Origin of the sequence: Bacillus sp. FSL W7-1085 (genome assembly GCF_038595035.1) — a bacterium.
Classification (GTDB): domain Bacteria; phylum Bacillota; class Bacilli; order Bacillales; family Bacillaceae; genus Bacillus; species Bacillus altitudinis.
On record NZ_CP152000.1, the window covers coordinates 2,739,741 to 2,761,861 of the forward strand.

24 protein-coding genes and 1 riboswitch are annotated in these 22,121 nt (G+C 41.3%); of the genes, 7 read left to right on the forward strand and 17 right to left on the reverse strand.

Annotation, left to right across the window (positions count from 1 at the left end; genetic code table 11):
- Nucleotides 1-13: 13 nt before the first annotated feature.
- The 6 genes from MKY11_RS14070 to MKY11_RS14095 all read right to left on the reverse strand — a co-directional run bounded on the left by MKY11_RS14070 (nucleotide 14) and on the right by MKY11_RS14095 (nucleotide 3,475).
- Entirely contained in the window at nucleotides 14-997 is a 984-nt protein-coding gene (locus tag MKY11_RS14070; RefSeq protein ID WP_047945254.1) for an ABC transporter ATP-binding protein, read from the reverse strand.
- Entirely contained in the window at nucleotides 991-1,869 is an 879-nt protein-coding gene (locus MKY11_RS14075) for an ABC transporter ATP-binding protein (protein ID WP_007501894.1), read from the reverse strand. Before MKY11_RS14075 ends, MKY11_RS14070 begins: the two co-directional genes overlap by 7 nt.
- On the reverse strand, nucleotides 1,862-2,254 hold the full coding sequence (locus MKY11_RS14080; protein ID WP_024719312.1) for a GntR family transcriptional regulator: 393 nt from the start codon (nucleotides 2,252-2,254) through the stop codon (nucleotides 1,862-1,864). The genes MKY11_RS14075 and MKY11_RS14080 overlap by 8 nt, the downstream gene beginning before the upstream one ends.
- Nucleotides 2,255-2,271: 17 nt before the next feature.
- Entirely contained in the window at nucleotides 2,272-2,451 is a 180-nt protein-coding gene (locus MKY11_RS14085) for a hypothetical protein (RefSeq protein ID WP_047945253.1), read from the reverse strand.
- Between the two features lie 265 nt (nucleotides 2,452-2,716).
- Nucleotides 2,717-3,049 (reverse strand): hypothetical protein, encoded by a 333-nt coding sequence (locus MKY11_RS14090; protein ID WP_268418643.1) that lies wholly within the window; start codon nucleotides 3,047-3,049, stop codon nucleotides 2,717-2,719.
- 150 nt (nucleotides 3,050-3,199) lie between these two features.
- Nucleotides 3,200-3,475 carry a YtzC family protein gene (locus MKY11_RS14095; RefSeq protein ID WP_017367895.1) on the reverse strand — a complete coding sequence of 92 codons (276 nt, stop codon included), beginning with the start codon at nucleotides 3,473-3,475 and terminating at the stop codon, nucleotides 3,200-3,202.
- A gap of 149 nt (nucleotides 3,476-3,624) precedes the next feature.
- Here MKY11_RS14095 and MKY11_RS14100 point away from each other — a divergent pair, with 149 nt between their 5' ends.
- A complete protein-coding gene (locus tag MKY11_RS14100) occupies nucleotides 3,625-4,590 on the forward strand; it encodes a TIGR01212 family radical SAM protein (protein WP_017358356.1) in 966 nt (321 codons plus the stop codon).
- Entirely contained in the window at nucleotides 4,587-5,165 is a 579-nt protein-coding gene (locus tag MKY11_RS14105; RefSeq protein ID WP_017367896.1) for a class I SAM-dependent methyltransferase, read from the forward strand. The genes MKY11_RS14100 and MKY11_RS14105 overlap by 4 nt, the downstream gene beginning before the upstream one ends.
- 19 nt (nucleotides 5,166-5,184) lie before the next feature.
- On the opposite strand, the gene MKY11_RS14110 is transcribed toward MKY11_RS14105, so the two are convergent.
- The 3 genes from MKY11_RS14110 to MKY11_RS14120 form a co-directional block, all read right to left on the reverse strand.
- A complete protein-coding gene (locus MKY11_RS14110; protein WP_144680040.1) occupies nucleotides 5,185-5,961 on the reverse strand; it encodes a sporulation protein in 777 nt (258 codons plus the stop codon).
- A gap of 231 nt (nucleotides 5,962-6,192) precedes the next feature.
- Nucleotides 6,193-7,272 carry a tetraprenyl-beta-curcumene synthase family protein gene (locus tag MKY11_RS14115; protein ID WP_017358359.1) on the reverse strand — a complete coding sequence of 360 codons (1,080 nt, stop codon included), beginning with the start codon at nucleotides 7,270-7,272 and terminating at the stop codon, nucleotides 6,193-6,195.
- Between the two features lie 29 nt (nucleotides 7,273-7,301).
- Complete coding sequence (locus MKY11_RS14120) at nucleotides 7,302-8,081, reverse strand: alpha/beta hydrolase (RefSeq protein ID WP_019743683.1); 780 nt, start codon at nucleotides 8,079-8,081, stop codon at nucleotides 7,302-7,304.
- Between the two features lie 45 nt (nucleotides 8,082-8,126).
- Here MKY11_RS14120 and MKY11_RS14125 point away from each other — a divergent pair, with 45 nt between their 5' ends.
- Nucleotides 8,127-8,642 (forward strand): gamma carbonic anhydrase family protein, encoded by a 516-nt coding sequence (locus MKY11_RS14125; RefSeq protein WP_008342977.1) that lies wholly within the window; start codon nucleotides 8,127-8,129, stop codon nucleotides 8,640-8,642.
- Between the two features lie 141 nt (nucleotides 8,643-8,783).
- On the opposite strand, the gene asnB is transcribed toward MKY11_RS14125, so the two are convergent.
- On the reverse strand, nucleotides 8,784-10,682 hold the full coding sequence (asnB, locus tag MKY11_RS14130; RefSeq protein ID WP_047945244.1) for an asparagine synthase (glutamine-hydrolyzing): 1,899 nt from the start codon (nucleotides 10,680-10,682) through the stop codon (nucleotides 8,784-8,786).
- A 148-nt stretch (nucleotides 10,683-10,830) separates the two neighbouring features.
- Nucleotides 10,831-12,033, reverse strand: coding sequence for a methionine adenosyltransferase (metK, locus tag MKY11_RS14135; RefSeq protein ID WP_008342973.1), 1,203 nt, complete (start codon nucleotides 12,031-12,033; stop codon nucleotides 10,831-10,833).
- Between the two features lie 195 nt (nucleotides 12,034-12,228).
- A riboswitch (SAM riboswitch) is annotated at nucleotides 12,229-12,363 on the reverse strand.
- Between the two features lie 225 nt (nucleotides 12,364-12,588).
- Here metK and pckA point away from each other — a divergent pair.
- Entirely contained in the window at nucleotides 12,589-14,175 is a 1,587-nt protein-coding gene (gene pckA, locus MKY11_RS14140) for a phosphoenolpyruvate carboxykinase (ATP) (protein WP_007501908.1), read from the forward strand.
- Nucleotides 14,176-14,215: 40 nt separating this feature from the next.
- Here the strand turns inward: pckA and MKY11_RS14145 are convergent, their stop codons facing one another.
- The 6 genes from MKY11_RS14145 to MKY11_RS14170 are packed head-to-tail and all read right to left on the reverse strand — an operon-like array spanning nucleotide 14,216 to nucleotide 19,352.
- Nucleotides 14,216-14,458: a DUF2584 domain-containing protein gene (locus tag MKY11_RS14145; protein WP_017358362.1), complete on the reverse strand. Its 243-nt coding sequence runs from the start codon at nucleotides 14,456-14,458 to the stop codon at nucleotides 14,216-14,218.
- Nucleotides 14,459-14,497: 39 nt separating this feature from the next.
- Entirely contained in the window at nucleotides 14,498-15,292 is a 795-nt protein-coding gene (locus tag MKY11_RS14150; RefSeq protein ID WP_017367901.1) for a prolyl oligopeptidase family serine peptidase, read from the reverse strand.
- 26 nt (nucleotides 15,293-15,318) lie between these two features.
- Nucleotides 15,319-16,800 (reverse strand): phytoene desaturase family protein, encoded by a 1,482-nt coding sequence (gene crtI / locus MKY11_RS14155; protein WP_342501500.1) that lies wholly within the window; start codon nucleotides 16,798-16,800, stop codon nucleotides 15,319-15,321.
- Nucleotides 16,797-17,924, reverse strand: coding sequence for a glycosyltransferase family 2 protein (locus tag MKY11_RS14160; RefSeq protein ID WP_342501501.1), 1,128 nt, complete (start codon nucleotides 17,922-17,924; stop codon nucleotides 16,797-16,799). Before MKY11_RS14160 ends, crtI begins: the two co-directional genes overlap by 4 nt.
- Nucleotides 17,909-18,655, reverse strand: coding sequence for a lysophospholipid acyltransferase family protein (locus tag MKY11_RS14165; RefSeq protein ID WP_342501502.1), 747 nt, complete (start codon nucleotides 18,653-18,655; stop codon nucleotides 17,909-17,911). The genes MKY11_RS14160 and MKY11_RS14165 overlap by 16 nt, the downstream gene beginning before the upstream one ends.
- Entirely contained in the window at nucleotides 18,624-19,352 is a 729-nt protein-coding gene (locus MKY11_RS14170; protein WP_017358367.1) for a carotenoid biosynthesis protein, read from the reverse strand. The genes MKY11_RS14165 and MKY11_RS14170 overlap by 32 nt, the downstream gene beginning before the upstream one ends.
- Before the next feature lie 173 nt (nucleotides 19,353-19,525).
- On the opposite strand from MKY11_RS14170, the gene MKY11_RS14175 reads away from it, so the two are divergent.
- Genes MKY11_RS14175 through MKY11_RS14185 form a run of 3 tightly spaced genes read left to right on the forward strand, consistent with a single transcriptional unit; the run spans nucleotide 19,526 to nucleotide 22,094 of the window.
- Nucleotides 19,526-20,527, forward strand: a complete 1,002-nt coding sequence (locus MKY11_RS14175) for an ABC transporter substrate-binding protein (RefSeq protein ID WP_342501503.1) — start codon at nucleotides 19,526-19,528, stop codon at nucleotides 20,525-20,527.
- A 15-nt stretch (nucleotides 20,528-20,542) separates the two neighbouring features.
- The gene (locus MKY11_RS14180; protein ID WP_008342956.1) at nucleotides 20,543-21,313 is read left to right on the forward strand and encodes an ABC transporter ATP-binding protein; all 771 of its coding nucleotides are present in this window, start codon (nucleotides 20,543-20,545) and stop codon (nucleotides 21,311-21,313) included.
- Nucleotides 21,300-22,094, forward strand: a complete 795-nt coding sequence (locus tag MKY11_RS14185) for an ABC transporter permease (protein ID WP_007501924.1) — start codon at nucleotides 21,300-21,302, stop codon at nucleotides 22,092-22,094. Before MKY11_RS14180 ends, MKY11_RS14185 begins: the two co-directional genes overlap by 14 nt.
- Nucleotides 22,095-22,121 lie beyond the last annotated feature (27 nt).

Consider the following 22,121-nt stretch of genomic DNA (forward strand, 5'->3'; position numbering starts at 1 on the left):
CCCTGCTCTCTGTTTATCTTTTTCGATAGATTAAGAAATAACTCGTCAGTGCGCCTACAGCTCCACCGATGCACATCCCAACAAAATATCCAATTAATGAATCTGAGGAGAAACCAACCCAGCCAAACCCTAAGACGCCAAACACGATCACCATAATTTGAATTGGGCGATCCATTATTGAATAAAGGAAGAATCGGCCATTTCGTTCAATTGGATGTTTAATAAAGCTAAACAAGCCAATAAGGTAAAATAGCAACATCATGACAATTGGAACGATGTATTCTTCACCATTGAACCAAAGCGGATATTCCTGATAAAAACTGTTAGCTGTAATATAAGTAATGGGGGAAATGGGCGTGATCAAAAAATTAAAGATTTTATCCAGCCACATCCCGCTTGTTTTAAAGATAAAATCTAAGTGAAGGATTGGTAAACCAATCACTAAGTAAGGTAAAATAGCTGTACTAAATCCAACGATTGCTTGAGAAATAGCACTCCCTGTTAAAGCACCTGCTGCAAAAAACAAACTATAGATCATCAAGGCTGACAACAACGCAGAGAAATAATGACTGTTAAATCCAGGTGTCTCTATTGGCCCAAGACCTAATTTTAATAAATAAATGAGAAGGTATGAAACAGCATGAACACTTGCAATAATTCCAGCACCTAAGAAAAACTTTGTGTGAAAGATGGAACTTCTACTAAACGGCAAGGATACGGTAAAGTCCATCTGCCCTTTATTTCTTTCAAATCCTAGCTGAATCACAGCAAAAAATATTCCCATGACCCATGAAAGTGAGAGAAATGCGTCCGTCTTAAAAATATAAGTGAATGTTGTTGTATCCATTAGACATTCTCGGTTTTCTAAACAATCTTGAAAGGATGAGTATTCCATTAAAAAGGATAATGGCGTCGCAAATACCGCAACAAGCATCACTAAAATGAATGTCAGCTCAGACTGCTTCCATTCCTTATATAACAATTGCCGCTTTACCATCTGCGTTTCCCTCCAAACTTCGCAATGAATACTTCTTCTAAATTTACAGGCAGTTCATGCCACACTTTTGGTTCAAGCGATTTCAAATACTCTTTTGCTTCTTCATCTGTTTTGAGTACAAGTGCTGTATAGAACACACCCGCTTGATCTAAAATGGCAACGCCTTTTTTTCTAATACTTAAGTTCATATCCTCTTCAAATGCCATCTGGATTTTAACGTAGTCATTCTTTAATTCGTCTAAATCCATAACACTTGTGAGCTGATTTCCTTCCAAAAACCCGATTCGGTTACACATACGCTCAATATCCTCTAAACGGTGAGATGTAATTAAAATCGTTGTTTGTCGTTCTGCCACCTCGTCAATCATCAGCTGAAGAACGTCATTTCTTGTGACTGCATCAATCCCGTCTGTCGGCTCATCTAACAAAATGACTGCTGGTTTGATGGCAAAACTTAAAATGAGGGATAGCTGTTTCTTTAAACCTGTCGACAATTCCCGGTATTTCACTTTTTCCGGAATCTCATACCGGTTCACAAGCTCATTGGCATATGTCACGTCAAACTTTGGATACAGTTGTTTTAACAGCTTCACAAGCTGTCCATAATTGTACCGGTCAAAGTAGGGATTTACGACTGGCATATACACAATATTTTGCTTCACTAACGGGTGGTCTTTTACGAGTACATCTTTAAAATAAATCTCTCCTTCATCTGGAAGAAGGATTTGCTGAATCAAGCGAAGAAGTGTTGTTTTACCAGAGCCATTCCGGCCAAGCAGACCAAAGATCTCTCCTTCGCCTATCTTGAAGGAAACGTTGCTGAGTACTTCGCGTCCATTTAATTTCTTTGATACATTTCTGACCTCAATCAACTTGTTTTCCTCCTTTTAGACTTGAGCTGATCTCCTCCAGCCACTCTTTGAGTTGATGAATATCAATACCGGCATAATGAGCTTCAATAATGAGTTGCCTTAATTGCTCCTTCATCTCTAACACCTTCCCTTCATTCAGCTTTAACTGTGCACCTTCTGTCACATACGTTCCACGACCTCTTAATGTTTCAATAATTCCTTCCCGTTCAAGCTCTTTATACGCTTTGCTGACGGTGTTTGGATTCGCAATAATAATGGTGGCAAGCTCTCTCACAGAAGGCAGTTTGTCACCTGGTTTCATCACGCCTTTTAAGCACAAAATTTTTAACTGCTCAATGATTTGTTCATATATTGGTGCAGCGCTTCTTGGATCTATTTGAATCATGATGGCTCCCTCTTTTCTCATTCATGCTTTTGCAGTCCTATCGCTTGATCATGTCCTTGCATTAAAGGGACCGAATTTGGAATAAAATCTTTTTGAACTTCAAAACCAATGAAAACGAGAACGAAAAAAAATGTACATGCTAACGCAACAGCCAGTACCATCCACTTTAAATTGATTGTTTTTTTTTCTTTTTTCATGATTAAACACCTTTCTTCACGTTTAAGTGTCTGTAGTGTATTAGTTGATGTAGTACACCTAATACAATATAGACACTTAATTGAAAAGTCAAGAGACTTTAGAAAAAAATTGGCAGACGAACCAGATAAAATGACGAAGCTACTTAAAAGCTTTCGGAAGCCAGGTTTGCTTCTGGTTTAGGGTGTTCAACACGTTAATAACTTTCATAATCGCCTGAAAAAGTGCATAATAAAAGACCCCGAATATTGAGGTCTCTACAATGTTTTAATTAGATACTACTACTTTGTTTTTGGACTTGCTTTTGAACAGGATTAGCACCCACCATACTAATAAAAATATATAGCCTATAACTGTAAAGATAGACCAAACTGCACCCTGTCGCAATTGACTAAATAAGTGTTCAAATTCATTCATTCCTTCTACTCTACCAATGCTATTTATCAGGCTAATAATCGGAATTGTAACAGTAAATCCAATGGTTAGAATGGACAATCCCCTATGTTTATTTTTCACAACACTGAATATTGCGGTTCCTAATGTTGCTAAGAAAAACAAGTAATATAATGCCCAAAACCAATCAGGAAGAGTCTCCAACATTTCTTCTACCCCCTTGAAGATATTTGCAATTTCTATATATAACATACTTTAACAGAATAAAAACCTATTACAAATATATATCCAAAAACAACAATCTTTGCGAAAACAGCCAAAAAATAAAAACAGACCCTTAAAAGAAGGATCTGTTCATCATTCGTTCTCGTATGAAATACCTAAAATCATTTGGTTTTGCAGACTTTGAATTTGTACACGCGTTCTGTCTAAACGTTCTCTTTGCTGATCATTGGCGACATCTTTTAACTTTTCTAATTCATTCACCGCATCCTCAAGCATGAGCTGCGCTTTTGAAAATTCTTCTACGTTATAATGTTCTTGGCGAGAGCTCAAATCAAACTGTTCGCTTGCAAACTCAAGAGTCTCAGTGCTTTTTTGGACAAATTCATCGATTGATTTTCTAGTTGCCATCTAGCCATCCCTCCATTTCATCATTGCTCTCGCCTATTTTGCCCACGTAAAGCTTTTTCACTAAAGAAAATGTTGGACAGATTCAATTGTCCTCTTTCGTGATTTTTGTTAAACTTTAAGGATGCCTATTATGCAAGGAGGTTACTGACTTGGATCAGCATAACCCTTTTTTATATTCAAACAGCGAGAAACGTTATCACACATGGAATTATCATTTGCGTGAGCACTTTGGTCATAAAGTATTTAAAGTCGCATTAGACGGCGGCTTTGATTGTCCAAACCGTGATGGTACTGTCGCACATGGAGGCTGCACATTTTGCAGCGCAGCAGGATCTGGTGATTTTGCAGGGAACCGGGCGGATGATCTCATCACTCAATTTAATGAAATCAAGGATCGGATGCATACAAAATGGAAAGACGGAAAATACATGGCGTATTTCCAAGCTTACACAAACACACATGCGCCGCTTCCTGTTTTAAAAGAAAAATACGAAACCGTCATGAATCTGGATGGAGTGGTTGGTTTATCGATTGCCACAAGACCTGATTGCCTGCCAGATGACGTGGTGGAATATTTAGCTGAGTTAAACGAACGGACGTATTTATGGGTTGAACTTGGTCTACAAACTGTGCATGAGCGGACAGCGATGCTCATCAACCGTGCCCATGATTATGAATGCTACGTAGAAGGTGTAGAAAAACTGCGAAAACATGGCATTCGAGTCTGTTCACATATCATCAACGGTCTTCCTCTTGAAAACCGAGATATGATGATGGAGACAGCAAAAGCTGTCGCTGATTTAGATGTGCAAGGAATTAAAATTCATCTACTTCACCTGTTAAAAGGAACACCGATGGTAAAGCAATATGAGAAAGGCAAACTAGAGTTTCTCAGCCAAGAGGAATATGTCCAGCTTGTCTGTGATCAGCTGGAGATCCTGCCCCCAGAAATGATTATTCATCGTATTACAGGCGATGGTCCCATTGAATTAATGGTAGGTCCAATGTGGAGTGTGAATAAATGGGAAGTGCTCAATGCCATTAATGCTGAGCTTGAAAGACGTAACAGCTACCAAGGTAAACGCTTCGTCAGATTGGAAGAAGCGGCAAAATGATTTTAAAACGGATGCTCCCTTTTAGTAAAGAGCTGTTAGAACGTGCTTGTCAAAAAGGCGATATTGTCATTGATGCAACGATGGGAAATGGCCATGATACACGCTATTTAGCTGACCTTGTCGGGAGAGATGGACAAGTTTTCGCATTCGATGTACAGAAGGAAGCCATTGAGCAAACAAGCAAAAGACTTGGTGAGCACTATCCAAACGTTCACCTGATCCATGACGGACATGAACAACTTGCTGAACATCTGCCAGCGGATGCTTATGGCCACATATCTGGTGCAGTGTTCAATCTTGGGTACTTACCAGGAGGCGATAAAACCGTCACGACTCAGGCACATACGACCATTGAAGCGATCAAACAGCTCATGGATTGGCTTAAGCCTGGAGGTCTGATCGTTCTTGTGATTTACCACGGTCATCCCGAAGGAAAAAAAGAGAAGGACATCCTTCTTGATTATTGCAAAACACTCCATCACGAAGAAGTACAGGTAATATCTTATCAATACATGAATATTCAAAACGATCCGCCCTTTGTGGTAGCCATCGAAAAAAAACTCAAATCCTCTTAATGGATTTGAGTTTTATTATTTAATAAGCGTATTGGTCAATGATTTCTTCAAGCACTACTTCCAGCTCTTCTGCATCTGCAAGCTCTGATCGAGTAAAGCGGACACGTACAAGCTGTTCTCCGTCATTATACATTTCTTCCAGCCAGCCACGCAGCCCTCTTGCTCTGCGGTCAACTTCAAAAATGAGATCTAGCCCCTCTTCATCAATGAAGAAAATCACCTCTAACTCATCAAGCATTTGACGATAATAATCGGAAGTCGGTATGAACTCAAACTCTTGAACAAAGGGAAGGCGGCGCCTGAAATAAGGTGCTTCTTCGCAGTCTGCTTCATGAAGGTGAAAGCCTAAGTTTCCAACAGCTTCAAGCACACGATTCACCCACGGGTGCGCGCTTACAAAAATGCGGTCATGATCAGATTTATCAATACCACCTTGAATATCAAGGTCTGTCACAACAGCCACCTCTACTTTACCTACAGTCATTGGTGTATCAAGAGGAAGGTAAAAAGAGAAAGTAAACTGATGAGCTTCCCCTGGCTGAATCGTGAATGATTCAGTCACTCGGACAGAATGGATCGTTGTGTATTTTCGCTGCTCTTCATCATCTTTTACGATGGTGTACCATGTATTCAACTTTAAATCAATATAGCGAATATCTTGAGGCACTTTTCCGCCCTTCACATGGACTGTTCCCTTTACTTCTTCTCCCGGTTCATACGCATCTTTCTCCAAAATTGTATCCACTTTTGCTGCACCGATTCCTACACTTGCTGCAAACTTTTTAAAAAACGACATATTCGACCTTCCCCTTTTTTAAAATTTCCAACAAATATACGCCATAAGAAGGAGATACGATTCGCTCGATTCATACTTTTCTCCTACTTTTCGTACACTAAGAATAATATCGGCAGCAAATAAGAGGATTGTAATCATAAAAGAACTGTACATGGTCCAAAGCGAAACAGTTCAAAACAAAAAAGCTTGTAGAAAAACATTTTCTACAAGCTGATGAGCTTATTTTATACGTTAAGAAGATTTCATCCAAGGCATTTTCTGATAGGTTCGATAGGCTCTGCCATTGATATAGAAAAAGAACGATGTTTTCCCGCTTGATTTGATCAACCGCTTTGCCAGCTTGTTCATCTCTTTTTGAGCTGTCACTTTTTCATCAGACAAATAGACCGCAAGTAACCCTCTATTGATTAGTTTGTGAAAATTCTCGTGTGGAATGCCTTTCAGCTGTTCATCCGCTTTTTCAATAAAATGCTGTAGTCTATCCATCATCTCATGATGAGAGTTGTAGTACGAGCAAAAATTTAAATCGCCTTCCAGCCTGTCCTCTTCTTGATCGATTAAATAGTCCAGTAAGATGTGCAGACCTTGGATATAAGGGAAATAGCTTTCGTAAATTTGCTTCGCCTGCTTCTCTGTAAAATCAGGCTGAAGTGCATAAGCCACAAGACAGAAAATACCCAGCGTTGATCCTGCACATGCGGAAAACTCATACCACTCCATCTTTGGTAAATCCTTTTCATACTGGCGGAACCATGACTCTAATCGAGGTTCACGCTCATGAGGAACCACATGCTTATGTACTTGTAAATCACTATAATAATCACACAGCGTATGTAAATAGGGCTGAATGATCGGATAATGTGCTAGACGTGACAGCACATCTTGGCACGTCCTGACTAGCGCATGCAGGTACCCATGATCCTCTTGATCATCACGGAATTGATAATACGGCTTAAGCTCCGCATGAATATCGAGTGCATCTCTCATTGCCTGATGCAGCATATGAAAATCCTTTGGATCAAGTGATGTACTGCGGTCACACAAGTTATCTAAGTAATCGCTAATCGTTTGATACGCCACAATGAATTCAATACACGTTTCCTTCGCTTCACCTGCAAGCAGAGATAAAATTCCCCCGCCTTCACAGTGAAAGGTTTTACTGGATATGCTCGCTAGTGCCTGCGTTCTCAGTTCTTCATTTTCAATCATTTCTGCATGAGCCCGCCACTTTTTTAGCTCCTGATGAACTAGCGGAAAAATATCTTTATACACCTTCGTCATCAGTGCAAAAGGACGTTCTGGTACTGACAAATCAATCCACCCCCAACTTAAGCTCACAATCAAATATATTGATCAGTAAAGGCTCTTGCCGCCTTAAACACATCTTCTCGCTCGGGCTCATTAAAAATTTCATGATAAAGCCCTTCCCATTCACGGTATGATTTATTGGTTGATTCAATACCATTGAACCATTTCATCACTCTTGTTTTATCTACAATCTTGTCATCGCCTGCCTGCATGAGCAGGAGTGGAATCGACCGAAAGACATTCGTTGGCTGCATCGCCGCATCGATATTTTTCACCAGTTCTCGATACCAGCGAACCGACACCTTCGTCACATAAAGCGAATCATTCGAATCTGCCTCTATCACATCTTGATTCCGTGTGGCAAGTTCAATCGACAGCCCAGATTCGACTTTAAAAGACGGCGCCAGCACATTTAGCCCTTTTGACGCAAAATCCATCAGCTTCTTCGGTTTAAATTGCAGACCTAAACAAGGTGATGATAAAATAAGGCCATCGATCTTCGTATGGGTATACTGCTTGAACCATTCAATCGAAATCAGTCCCCCCATACTATGTCCAAGTAAAAATGTCGGAAGTCTGAACGACTTCGCATGTTCAATCCATTCATCCACTGTATCAATGTATTCTTGAAAAGAACGAATGTGGCCTCTCGCACGTGTCGATGTCCCTTGCCCAGGCAGGTCACCCATGACGACGTGGTAGCCTGCATTTCGCCACATTTCGATCAGCCATTTATATCGGCCATGATATTCACTAGCACCATGTACAATGACAATTGTACCAACCGGTCTTTCAGCATGCCAAGTCCACAAAGTAAACACCTCACAAATGTTGTATTAAGAAAGGAAGTCGAAAAAGTGATTTATCCATATCATCAGTTTACACCTGAGATTCATGAATCGGTCTTTGTTGCAGAAAACGCCACCATTACAGGTGATGTCACAATTGGAGAATATTCAAGCGTTTGGTTCCAAACGGTCATTAGAGGCGATGTAGCTCCTGTGAGAATTGGAAAAAACGTCAACATTCAAGACTTATCCTGCCTGCATCAAAGTCCTGGAAAAACACTTCTTATTGAAGATGGTGCTACCATTGGACACCAAGTCACATTACATAGCTCTATCATTCGAAAAAATGCCCTCATTGGCATGGGATCCATCATTCTCGATGGTGCGGAAATTGGCGAAGGAGCCTTTATTGGTGCAGGTAGCCTTGTCCCGCAAGGAAAAGTCATCCCAAAAGGTTCACTTGCTTTTGGCCGTCCAGCCAAAGTCGTTCGCCAGTTAACAGATGAAGATATCCAAGACATGGATCGTATCCGCAGAGAATATGTAGAAAAAGGACAATACTATCGTTCCCTTTTATCGCGTTAACATCATACATGTATCTTCACTTTATCATGTTTTTTTCAGGATATTAAGCAATAACTGTGTACCGCTTGTTATTTTACCCTTTTCCACTACTTTCTATCATGACAAAAAAGGTTTTCAGCACAAAGCTGAAAACCTTTTTCATTAGCTAAAAATAACTTCTTTTGGCTGGTGATTCAACTGCTCTGGATCAATGCTGCGCTCTACGTAGATGCTATGCCAGATCATAAAGATCAGAACAGTCCAAATCTTACGGCTATGATCTGCTTTTCCAGCACAATGATCATTTAATAAATCAAGAACATATGCCTTGTTAATGTATTCATCTGTTTGACTGTTTTTAATGATATCTTTCGCCCAAGCGTTCATCTCATTTTTCAGCCAATGACGAATTGGCACAGGGAAACCTAGTTTTTTACGGTTTAACACATGGTCCGGTACAATGCCTTCTGCTGCTTTACGCAATAAATATTTCGTTGTACCGTCTTTCGTTTTCAACTCTTCTGGAATTTTAGAAGCTGCTTCAAATACGACCTTATCAAGGAATGGAACACGAAGCTCAAGAGAATTCGCCATTGTCATCTTATCTGCTTTCAGCAGGATATCCCCGCGCATCCACGTATGGATATCAACATATTGCATTTTGTTAATATCGCTGTAGCCTGCACTTTCCTCGAAGTATGTTTTCGTCACGTCACGATACGTGATGTTCGGATCATACTGCTTTAAGAGGTTTTTCTTCACTGGCTCTTCAAAGATTTTCGCATTGCCGATATAACGTTCCTCTAATGGCGTACAGCCGCGAACGATAAAGCTTTTCCCTTTCATTCCTTCTGGCATTAAACGAGCCAGACGAAGAAGAAGCTTTTTCAGCATGGATGGTACAGATTCAAAAGGCTTTAGAGATAGCGGCTCACGGTAAATATTATATCCACCGAACAGCTCGTCTGCTCCCTCACCTGAAAGAACAACTGTGACTTGTTTTTTCGCTTCTTTTGCCACGAAATACAATGGAATCGCCGCTGGATCAGCCAAAGGATCATCTAAATGCCAGACGATCTTTGGAAGCTCATTCATATATTCCTCAGGAGAAATCACAGCACTAAAGTTTTGCAATCCCAGCTTATCAGCTGTTTCTTTTGCTACATCTACCTCACTGAATCCATCCTGCTGGAAACCAACAGAGAATGTCTTCAGTTCAGGGTGAAATTCCTTTGCGACCGACACGATGAAAGAAGAATCGATCCCGCCTGATAGGAATGAACCAACAGGCACATCACTTCTCATGTGGACTTTTACAGAATCATAGATAGCATCACGTACTTCTTCTACTAATTTCTGCTCTTGTGTTTGTTCAGGTTTGAATTGAACTTTCCAGTAAGTCTTAAATGCAATGTCTTGGCCTGGACGCAGTGTAAACTGATGACCTGGCTCAACTTTGTGCACTTTTTGATCAAGTGTATTTGGCTCAGGAACGAACTGAAAAGACATATACTGCTGCAAAGCAGTCTCATCAAATAAAATGTTCTCATTCACAGCCATTAAGCTTTTGCGTTCAGAAGCAAAGTACACTTGGTCATCCAATTGTGTAAAATAGAGCGGTTTAATGCCGAAAGGATCTCTTGCGCCATATAATAACTGCGCTTCTTTATCCCAAATTAAAAATGCAAACATCCCGCGAAGCTTCGATGCCGCTTCTTCTTTATAGTGGCGATATGTGGCAAGAAGGACTTCCGTATCAGAATCTGTGCTGAACGTATAGCCTTTTTTCACAAGCTCTTCTTTCAGCTCCACATAGTTATAAATTTCTCCGTTGAAAATAATCCAATATTTTTCATCTTCATAAGAAAGCGGCTGCTTTCCGTGTTCAACATCTATAATACTTAAACGTCTAAATCCAAACCCTACATGCTCATCATGAAAGTACCCCTCATCATCCGGACCTCGATGAACGATGAGACGATTCATTTGCTTAATTAACTCTTCCTGCTCAGTAGTTTCGGACAATGGACGGTGATTAAATACACCAACAAACCCACACATATTATTGCCTCCACGTTATGTTATTTCTTAAAAGTAGACCTATAATTAGACAGTATTTTGTCCAATTTTGTTTCACATTTTTACGCTTTTTGTAGAATTTTTTTTAATCAAAAGGAAAACCGCTTAAAATAAGCGGTTTTGTATGTTGTTATTCTCCTAATGCTTCCTTGCGAAGCGTGTCGGCTTTATCCGTTTTTTCCCATGGAAGATCCAAGTCATGACGGCCAAAGTGTCCGTATGCAGCGGTTTGTTTATAGATCGGACGACGTAAGTCAAGCATTTTAATAATGCCGGCTGGACGAAGATCAAAGTTTGCACGTACCACTTCAATTAATTTCTCTTCAGAGGCTTTGCCTGTTCCAAATGTATCAATTGAAATAGAGACAGGCTGTGCAACACCAATTGCATAAGCAAGCTGTACTTCACATGAATCTGCAAGACCAGCTGCTACGATGTTTTTCGCTACATAGCGAGCCGCATATGCTGCAGAACGGTCAACCTTCGTTGCATCCTTACCAGAGAAAGCACCACCACCGTGACGAGCATACCCGCCATAAGTATCAACGATGATTTTACGTCCAGTTAAACCAGCATCCCCTTGAGGTCCACCGATGACAAAGCGGCCTGTTGGGTTGATGAAGTATTTTGTTTCTTCATCGATCAGTTCACTTGGAACGACAGGGCGGATGACATGCTCTTTTAAGTCGCTTTGAATTTGTTCAAGCGTCACTTCTGGTGCATGCTGTGTAGAAATAACCACCGTATCAATACGAACTGGTTTGTTTTGTTCATCATATTCAACTGTTACTTGAGTTTTTCCGTCTGGACGAAGGTATGCAAGTGTTTCATTCTTGCGTACTTCTGTTAAACGGCGAGATAATTTATGTGCAAGAGAAATCGGCAGTGGCATAAGCTCTTCAGTTTCGTTGTTTGCAAAACCAAACATCAAACCTTGGTCACCTGCACCGATCGCATCAATTTCTTCTTCAGTCATTGTTCCTTCACGTGCTTCAAGCGCTTTGTCTACACCTTGCGCAATATCAGCAGACTGTTCATCAATTGATGTAAGAACCGCACATGTTTCCGCATCAAAACCATATTTCGCACGTGTGTAGCCAATTTCCTTAATCGTGTCACGCACCGTCTTTGGAATGTCGACATAAGTAGACGTTGTAATCTCACCGCTTACTAATACGAGACCGGTTGTTACAGAAGTTTCACAGGCAACACGTGCATTTGGATCTTTCTTTAAAATTTCATCCAAAATGCTGTCTGAAATTTGATCACAGATTTTATCTGGATGTCCTTCGGTCACTGATTCTGAAGTAAATAAACGACGATTTTGACTCATAATGGCTATTTCCTCCTGTACAAGACCACATCATCCCAAGATGAGGCCTCCAATATGATACGGAACTCGTTCCCTCTTATATTTCAACATGTTTATATTAGAGATGTTATTGGCAATTTGTTCATATGATATCCCAAAAATAAAAAAACCATTTCCTTCATTGCGAGGAAAGGGTCTGAGATCGCATGCCTTTCACTCTTATCGCTCAAGGTGTTCTTGTACCTTGCATCAGGTTAGCACCTTGGTTTCTCAGCATGTTCATGCCTTTTTCATAAGAAACCGGTTGCTGGGCTTCATCGGGCCTGTCCCTCCACCAACTCGGGATAAGAGTATCCGTTCAATAAGATATCTTATCTTAAACCCTTGCGTCATGTCAATGGTTCATAGGAATTATCTCCCCTTTTTTTCACCTCATCATTAGCATCACCAAAAAGCATATTTTCATAGCAGAAATGAAAAAACACACACAAAAATGTTTAAATAGTATAGACTATTATTATCAATGTGTTATACTAATCAAAACAAACAAATTCAACGGTAAAGGAAGGGTTTTTTATGAACTCAGTGGATTTAAAAGAAGATTTGCAGTCATTGCTCTCATTAGAAAATACGCACCAAAATTTATCTGTTCCGAAACTTGTTGAAAAGATTTTGGCACGTAATGAAGGCGTTTTAACTTCAACTGGTGCTGTCCGCGCCACAACGGGTGCCTACACTGGACGTTCGCCTAAAGATAAATTCATCGTAAAAGAAGAAAACTCTGAACATAAAATTGATTGGGGTCAAGTGAATCAGCCGATCTCGAAAGAGGCATTTGATCGTTTATATACAAAGGTTGTGTCATACTTAAAAGAACGTGATGAACTATTTGTCTTTGATGGTTTTGCCGGTGCTGACGAAAAATACCGTATGCCAATTACAGTTGTAAATGAATTCGCTTGGCACAATCTCTTTGCAAAGCAGCTATTCATCAGACCTGATGGATCAACACCATCATCAAACGAAAAACCTTTCACCATCTTATCTGCACCTCACTTTAAAGCAGATCCTGAAACAGATGGCACAAACTCTGAAACGTTTATTATCGTTTCTTTTGAAAAACGGACGATTCTGATCGGTGGAACAGAATATGCAGGAGAGATGAAAAAATCCATTTTCTCTGTTATGAACTACCTGCTTCCTGAACAAGATATTTTATCAATGCACTGCTCTGCTAACGTCGGTCAAGAAGGCGATGTTGCTTTATTTTTCGGCCTTTCAGGTACTGGAAAAACGACGCTTTCTGCAAGTGCAAGCCGCAAGCTGATTGGAGACGATGAGCATGGCTGGTCTAACACAGGTGTCTTCAATATTGAAGGCGGATGCTATGCAAAATGTGTGAACTTAAGTGAAGAAAAAGAACCACAAATTTACAAAGCCATCAGCTTCGGATCAGTGCTTGAAAATGTAGTACTTGATGAAGAAACACGTGAAGCAGATTATGATGACACATTCTTTACTGAAAATACACGTGCGGCTTACCCAATCGAAATGATTGATAACATCGTGAAACCAAGTATTGCAGGTCACCCATCTGCCATCGTCTTTTTAACAGCTGATGCATTCGGCGTTTTACCTCCAATCAGCCGTTTAACGAAAGAACAGGCGATGTACCACTTCTTGAGCGGTTACACAAGTAAATTAGCGGGAACTGAGCGTGGTGTGACGTCACCAGAAACAACGTTCTCTACTTGCTTTGGTTCACCATTCTTGCCACTTCCTGCTCATGTCTATGCTGAAATGCTTGGTAAAAAAATCGATGAGCACGGCGCAAAAGTATTCCTTGTGAATACAGGCTGGACTGGCGGCGGCTACGGTACGGGCAAACGAATGAATCTTGCTCATACAAGAGCAATGGTGCAGGCAGCGATCGAAGGAGATCTTGACAACGCTGAAATGATCACTGACGACATCTTCGGATTACACATCCCGCTTCATATTCCAGGAGTGCCAGATGAAGTGCTTCAGCCTGCTAAAACATGGGACGATCAAGAGGCTTACAAAGAAAAAGCAAACTTCCTTGCAAATGAATTTAAAAAGAACTTCAAAAAATTCAGCCATGCAGCAAGTGATATTGAAGCAAAAGGCGGACCACTCGTCTAATCAAAAGGAAAAAGCTGAGGGAATGAATCCCTCAGCTTTTTTAGTTCGTTGAATGCAATGACACAAGACGGTACGTCACCTTCGTGATATTGTCTGTGAGCTCCAGCTTTTCAACATGTGCTGTTCCTGTTTTTTCTCCGTCTTTCGTTTTACGCACCTCAAGCGGAATATTTAATGGATAAATGCGGTACCCTTCCTTCATGAGCTCAAACACATTTTCTTCAATTCTTGTCTCTTTTCCTTTTGTGACAATCATTGTATTAAATTCAACAGGCATTCCCATAATGAAAATCCCCCTACTTTCTATATTTCTTTCTACCGTTTATTTTACCACATTTCCGCCTTTTCGGCTGTGCATCCATGTCGTCAACCGTCTGACAATCTCCCGGTTATGCTGTGGCGGGAAATAATGATGATATCCGTGAAAATACCATGTTTCCACAGACTTGCCATGCTGACGCAGGGCATCTTCTAATAAATACGCATGCTCAATGGATACATTCTCATCCAGCTCCCCATGAATGATTAGGACAGGTGCTTCAATTTGGTGTACATGATTCAAAGGCGTTCTAGCCTCATATGCTTCTGGTACCTTATGCGGAGGACCTCCTATCACACGCTTCATCATTCTTCTCATATCCACACGTTCTTCATAGGTGAGCTTCATATCACTTACGCCTCCCCATGTCACAAAGGAAGCGGCCTCATGCTTCATTTCAACAGCGGTCCATATGCCCATAATTCCGCCGCGGGAAAAACCAAAGATATGAATGCGCTCCTGCTTCACCTTTTGATGATGTTTCAACAGCTGAAATGCAGCAAATGCATCTTTCCGATCTTCTCCAGCAAAATCCTCGTTCCCTTCGCCTCCTTGATTCCCTCGGTAGAAGGGCGCAAAGACGACAAACCCTTGCGCAGCAAATTGCACAATTCGGCCAGGTCTAACCATTCCCACATTTTTAATGCCGCCGCGTAAATATAAAAAACCGTCATAGAGACCTTCTCCGGCCGGTTCAGCGAGCAGCCCCTTCATCCGAAGTCCATCGGCCTCATATGTCACTGTATATAAGTGAATATGCGGATGTGGCGACGGGAACCTTCTCTTTTCCACAATCACTTGAATTCTCTCCTTTTCATTCGGTGTTACGTCAAATGCTTGATAATGGCTTCTGCGACGAGCTGTCCTGATTTTGTCACCATCGGAGTGCCGCCGCCTGGATGACTTGTGCCCCCAACAAACCAAAGTCCTTCAATATCCTTTGATTGATTATTGATGCGAAAAAATGCCTGCTTGAATGAGTTTGACGACATACCATAAATGGCCCCATGATACGCTCCCGTTTTTTGCTGCAAATCAAGCGGGGTTTGTACCGCTTCAAATTCTACAAGCTGGTCAAGATCAAAGAGACCCTTTTCCTTTAGTTTTGTTTTCATATGCTGGCCATATGTCTCCTTTAGCATGTCCCAATTTTGCTCTTTTGTCACATATGGCGCATTGGCTAATACAAACAAGTTACTTCTTCCTGGCCCTCCGCTTAAAGCTGGCTCTGAATGACCTGAATAACAGATGTAAAGCGTCGGATCATGAGGAAGCTGTTTTTTCTGAAAAATATCCTTGAATTCTTGTTCATAATTCTCTGGAAAAAACACGTTGTGATGAGACAGTTGTTCATAGACTTTAGGGACGCCCAACAAAAGAACAAAACCTGATAACGATGGCTCAATGTTTGACAGTTTTTGATTTCCAAAGCTCGGGCGGTCTTCTTCATCAATTAATTGGCGATAAACAGTCAGTGCATCTGCCCCCGCAATGACTTGATCTGCCTCATATAACTGCTGATCTGTTTCAACTCCTTGGATTCGCTTATTCTTTACATGAATCTTTTTGACTGGTTCATTGAGATGAATTCGGACACCCAATTCCTTTGCCAGTGTCTCAAATGCCTCAACTAAACGATATGTACCGCCCTTGATACCATAAATGCCTTTTTCTCCTTCTAAATAAGCCATCATATTAAAAATAGCAGGTGCCTCGTATGGAGAAGAGCCAATGTAAGTCGCATACCGGCCAAACATCGCCAATGTATGAGGATGACGAAAATATTGACGCAGCAAGCGCTGAACAGATGTAAAAGGTTTGACAGCAAGAAGGGCTTTCATTAGCTTGACATCCGCTTTATCCTTCCAGGTCAATAATAAACGATTTAAAAACTGATCCTCTGCCATTTGAAAAAGCTTCTTCGATTCCTGTAAAAATGCCCGGTATTGCTTTGCATCCTCTGGACTAAAAACTGCAATTTGTGATTCCATTTGCTCAATATCTGACGTAAACTCAACCGTATGTCCATCTGAAAAAACGTTTTTAGTAAGGGGAAAAATCGGATAAAACGTCACATAATCCTCCATTCGTCTATGACAGGAGGTAAATACTTCCTCAAAATACGCCTTCATTGTAATGGTACTCGGTCCTAAATCAAAAGAGTAGCCAGACGCTTGATGGCGTTGTAATTTCCCGCCTAATACAGCTTCTTTTTCTAAAATGGTGACCTGGAAACCGCGTGACTGTAAGCGAATCGCAGCCGATAACCCGCCAAGTCCGCCGCCAATAATGATCACTTTTTTCATTCGTACCTTCTTCCTTTCCATTCATAGCCTTCTTTTTTCAGCCCAATTTTCATAGAAGCAAAACCAATGGCAATCAGGCTCATGATACTGACAGGCAATAAAAAGGCCATCGTAGACGTTCTTCCATTTTCGATATCAATGACTGCTTTAATGGAAACACCCAGCCCGTAGCAAAGAAGGGCTAAACAGAGATTGACCACATCAAAATGAATCAGTGCGATCATAAAGCAAATAACAGGAACTACATAAAGGAAGGAGTATAAACAAAAGACACTGCTTAACAAAGCAATGTTTCGATTCACTCCCGGGAACAAATTTTTCCGATATCCTTCCCATACTTCCTGTCCACTCTCATACATTCTCATGTAGACAAAAGAATGAATACTTGCCAGTGTGAACGGAAAGCCCTTCTCTTTCACTCGTTTAGCCAAAGCCATATCATCCACAAGAGAATCCTTGATCGCTTCATGACCACCTATTTCGTGATAACAATTCTTTTCAATGGCAATAAAGCCGCCATGTGCTGCGGCAAAAGCAGGATGTTGAGATGTTCTGACCCACTTCACTGGCAGATGACAGCCAATCGTAAACATCATCATAGGAACGACAAGATGCTCAAAAGGCGTTCCCGTTTTTTGCTCTGGGAAACCTGAAAGCATGCCCGTTTTTTGTATGCATAACTGCTTGTACACCGCTTCAATAGCTCCTTGTTTTAAGCGGACATCTGCATCTAAAAATAACAGCCAATCAGAAGATGCTGCCTCAGCAAGCTGGGAACAAGCATATGATTTTCCAAGCCAGCCGCGCTTCAATACTTGACCTGACTGCACGCGAATCCATGGATATGTCTCTGCGAAGCCCTTTGCAATCATTCTCGTCTGATCTGTCGAGTGATCATCCAGCACGATCAACTCTTTCGGATGGAGACGCTGATCAACAATCGACTGAAGGCAGGCTTCCAGCCGTTTTTCTTCATTTCTCGCTGGAATGAGGATCGATAATGAAATGGGTTCATCAGGTGAAAGAGATGCCGGCTTGAGTACAGGAAATTGCTTCATATTCCAAATCGTAAACATCAATTGGCAGAGCAGCAAAACACTGATGACAATTAAGAAGACCGCCATGTTTTCACCCACTTTTTAAAGGAATCAAACGCATCACTAGTTGACCGGCTTGTCCTTGTCACCTGCCTAAATTGTTCGTTTGTTGAAAAATCTGGATCAGCAATAACCTGTGCTTGATGTGCGTTTAACTGTGTTTCAAGCAGGTCTCCGAGTAAACTTGTTACTTCCTTACTCCGAAGTGATCGGCCAGCTACCAGGACATCTTCTCCAAATTCAACCGATACCGTTGGTTTTTGAAATTGATTAAATGTATAATGCAGCGTCACAGGTTTGATGACGACCTGCTCAAATTGCCTGACTAAAAAAGAAGCTCCGCCTTCCAGTTCAAGCGGCCTTATGTCTTGGTGCATAATTTTCCCCTGCGGGAAGAGCCACACAGCCCCGCCAGCCTCCATCTTCTCCTTTGCGGTCATTAATGCCTGCTTGACACTTTTCAGCTTCTCTTTATGAACTGGAAATGCACCAAGTTTTTGAAAAAAAGCATATTGCTTTAACTGCTTCTCTTCCATCATCATGGCATGATCCAGCTCAGACATTTGTTCTATTAAAAGAAAAATGATCAGTCCATCCCACCATGAACTGTGATTAGCAAGATAAAGAACAGGATGCTCCTCCTTTGGGTCAACCGTACCTTTCATCATGACACAGCGAAAATGTTTGTTCAGTAAATATCGTTCTAGATAAAAATAAAAGAGTCGTCTAAACGATCGGTTTTTGTCGCTTTCTTTCAAATCGAACCCTTCCTTCACACAAGATGACAATGATCAGTGCTAAATAAAAAATGACATCCAGCCCGCCCTTTAATGCTAAAAGACCAAAGAAGAACACCATGGCCTGATAAATACGCCCATTCCAGCGCAATGCCTGCTGATCAATTGATACGAGCGGGAACAGAAATGAAAGTCCTGCTCCAATGATACCCCAGCTGACAAAATTCTCAAAAGGGATACCAAAGAAACCTCCGCCGTCATACCACACCCAAAACTTTCGTTCAGCCGCTACCGGATCTAATATGAGATCAAGCAGTACAATCCATATACCCGTTTCGACGGCTCGTTTCCACTTCGATTGTTGTCTTGATAAAAAAAGACTATTTAAAAACACACCAACCCATGCAAAAGCGATCGTCAAAGGCACTCCCGCCACAAGAAATCCAAGTGTCGGATAATAATCATAGGCCCCAAATGGAAAATCAGTTGTGATCCCCACCCATTCAACTGTAAACGTCAACACACCCACAATGGCTGCTCTTACGATCACAAAGCTCCATGCCCCGTAAATATTTCGGCCAATCTCAATGACGCAGCAGGCGTAAAGCACAAGAAAGATACCATTCGCAAACTGAAGCCATGCCGGCACTTCAAAAAAGACCATTAAAATAAGACCTACTACATACCAACCAACAAATACCCAACTCAATCTATACACGAAACCGCTCCTTTATTTCTGCCAAATTCAAGAAAGCATTCATGCTTCTAGTATAGAAAAAAAGACACGTTCTATAAATAAACAATGCGCTTCTTATTTCATCTAGGCACTCACCAAAAATCCCTTTTGACATACTTTAATTAGTGATCTAGAACAAAGGAGGCGAATTACTCTTGAATCGTTCCATTAAAGTCAGACTGGCATTCATATTCGTTGTCCTGCTCTTTATTCCATTTGTCGCCTGTAAAAAAGACCAAGAGCAGACCGTACAAGTAGCCGAGGTGACTCATTCGGTCTTTTATGCACCGCTTTATGTCGCCCTATCCGAAGGATTTTTCAAAGATGAAGGCTTAGAGGTTGAATTAAAAACCACTTGGGGCGGCGATAAAACAATGACAGCTCTCTTATCTGGCGGCGCTGATATCGCTCTGACCGGATCTGAATCTTCTATTTATGTGGAAGCACAAGACACGAAAGACTCTGTCATGAACTTTGCACAGCTAACACAAACAGACGGTACATTTCTTGTTTCAAGGGAAAAAATCAATCAATTTTCTTGGGATCAATTGAAAGGAAAAGACTTTCTCGGACAACGGAAAGGCGGCATGCCGCAAATGGTCGGTGAATATGTCCTGAAAAAAGAAGGCATTAATTTGAAACAAGATCTTCGCATGATTCAAAATATTGATTTTGCCAACATTTCAGGTGCTTTTTCCTCTGGAACTGGCGATTTTGTGCAGTTATTCGAACCGACAGCTTCCTTAATTGAAAAAGAAGGCAAAGGGTACATTACCGCCTCCTTTGGTGAGGCTTCCGGCAAGGTGCCTTATACCACCTTTATGGCAAAGAAGAGTTACTTAGAAGAAAACAAAGAGACAGCTGAAGCCTTTACTCGTGCCATTTACAAAGCGCAAAAATGGGTCAAAGTAAAGAGCCCTGAGGAGATTGCCAAGACAATCCAATCTCAATTTCCTGATACAGACCTTGATGTCTTATCAACAGCTATCAAACGTTACAAACAGCAGAACTCCTATGCAACAGATCCTCTTCTAAATGAAGAGGAATGGAACAAATTACAGGGAATCATGAAGGCAAGTGGTGAACTGCCGAAATTTATCCCGTACAAACAACTTGTCGATTCATCCATTGCCAAGAAGGTCACAGATCACAAATAGAACAGGAGGTAGCACATGTCTTTCCTTCAAATTGACCATGTGACCCACACGTACTTCTCTTTAAAAGAAAAAACAACGGCCATACAGCACATCAATATGGAGATCACTCAAGGTGAATTCATCTCATTTATTGGTCCTAGCGGCTGCGGGAAAACAACCTTGCTTTCCATCATCGCAGGCATTACGCCACCCTCTGAAGGTCGAATTTTAATCGAAGGAAAAGAACCGAATCAACAGGAGCATCAAATCGGTTATATGCTCCAGCAAGATTATTTGTTCCCATGGAAAACGATCAAGGAAAATGTCATTCTCGGGTTAAAAATTGCAAAACAAGATTCACATGAAGCCACCTCAGCTGCCCTTAGCTTACTGCCAAAGCTTGGACTCAATGATGTCGAAGAAAAATACCCGAAGGAGCTGTCAGGCGGGATGAGGCAGCGTGCGGCTCTCGCCCGAACGCTTGCAGTTGATCCCGGCCTGCTTCTGCTAGATGAGCCATTTTCAGCACTAGATTACCAGACGAAACTGACATTAGAAGACCTCGTCTTTCACACATTAAAAAACTACCAAAAAACGGCTGTTCTTGTCACGCATGACATCGGCGAAGCCATTGCGATGAGTGATCGCATTTTCTTATTCTCAAAGCATCCCGGCTCTATCCAGCGAATGTTTACCGTTCCCGATGATCTGAGGACGCTCTCTCCTTTTGAAGCGAGACAGACAGCAAGTTTCCAAGAGCTCTTTCAAACGATTTGGAAGGAGCTGAAGACAGTTGAAACACAGTGATCTTTTACATGAAGCCTATCGAAAAAAAGTTCGAATGGAAAAACGCATGACGCGAGTCTACCAGTTGATCATTTTCGCCAGTTTCTTTTCGCTTTGGGAGCTTGCGAGCCATTTCAGACTGATTGACCCGCTCATTTTCAGTTCACCATCTGCCGTCTGCCAATTGTTTGTACAAAAATTATCAGATGGTTCATTAATTAATCATATGAGCATTACGCTATTTGAAACAGTGCTCGGCTTTCTACTTGGTACTTTTTGCGGTATTTTATTAGCCGCCGCCTTATGGTGGTCCACCCGTCTTGCAAATGTACTTGATCCTTATTTGGTTATTTTAAATGCGATGCCGAAAGTCGCTCTCGCCCCCATTTTAATTGTTGCCCTTGGACCAGGCATGATCAGCATTGTCGCGATGGGTGCCATTATCAGTGTGATCATTACCACCATCGTCATTTATACAGCCTTTCAAGAAGTCGATGAGAATTATTTAAAAGTCATGAAAACCTTTGGCGCGAAAAAAAGAACGGTCTTCCGTGAGGTCATTTTACCAGCAAGTATTCCAACGATGATCTCTGCCATTAAGGTCAATGTTGGTCTTTCTTGGGTTGGGGTCATTGTGGGAGAATTCCTTGTTTCCTCAAAAGGACTCGGCTATATGATCATCTATGGCTTTCAAGTCTTCAACTTTACACTCGTGTTCTTAAGTCTTTTCATTATCGCCGTCTTCGCCACCATCATGTATCAGCTTGTTGAATGGCTGGAACGCCGTTTTCTGCAAAAATAAAAAGCGCAGGGTCATTTCCCTACGCTT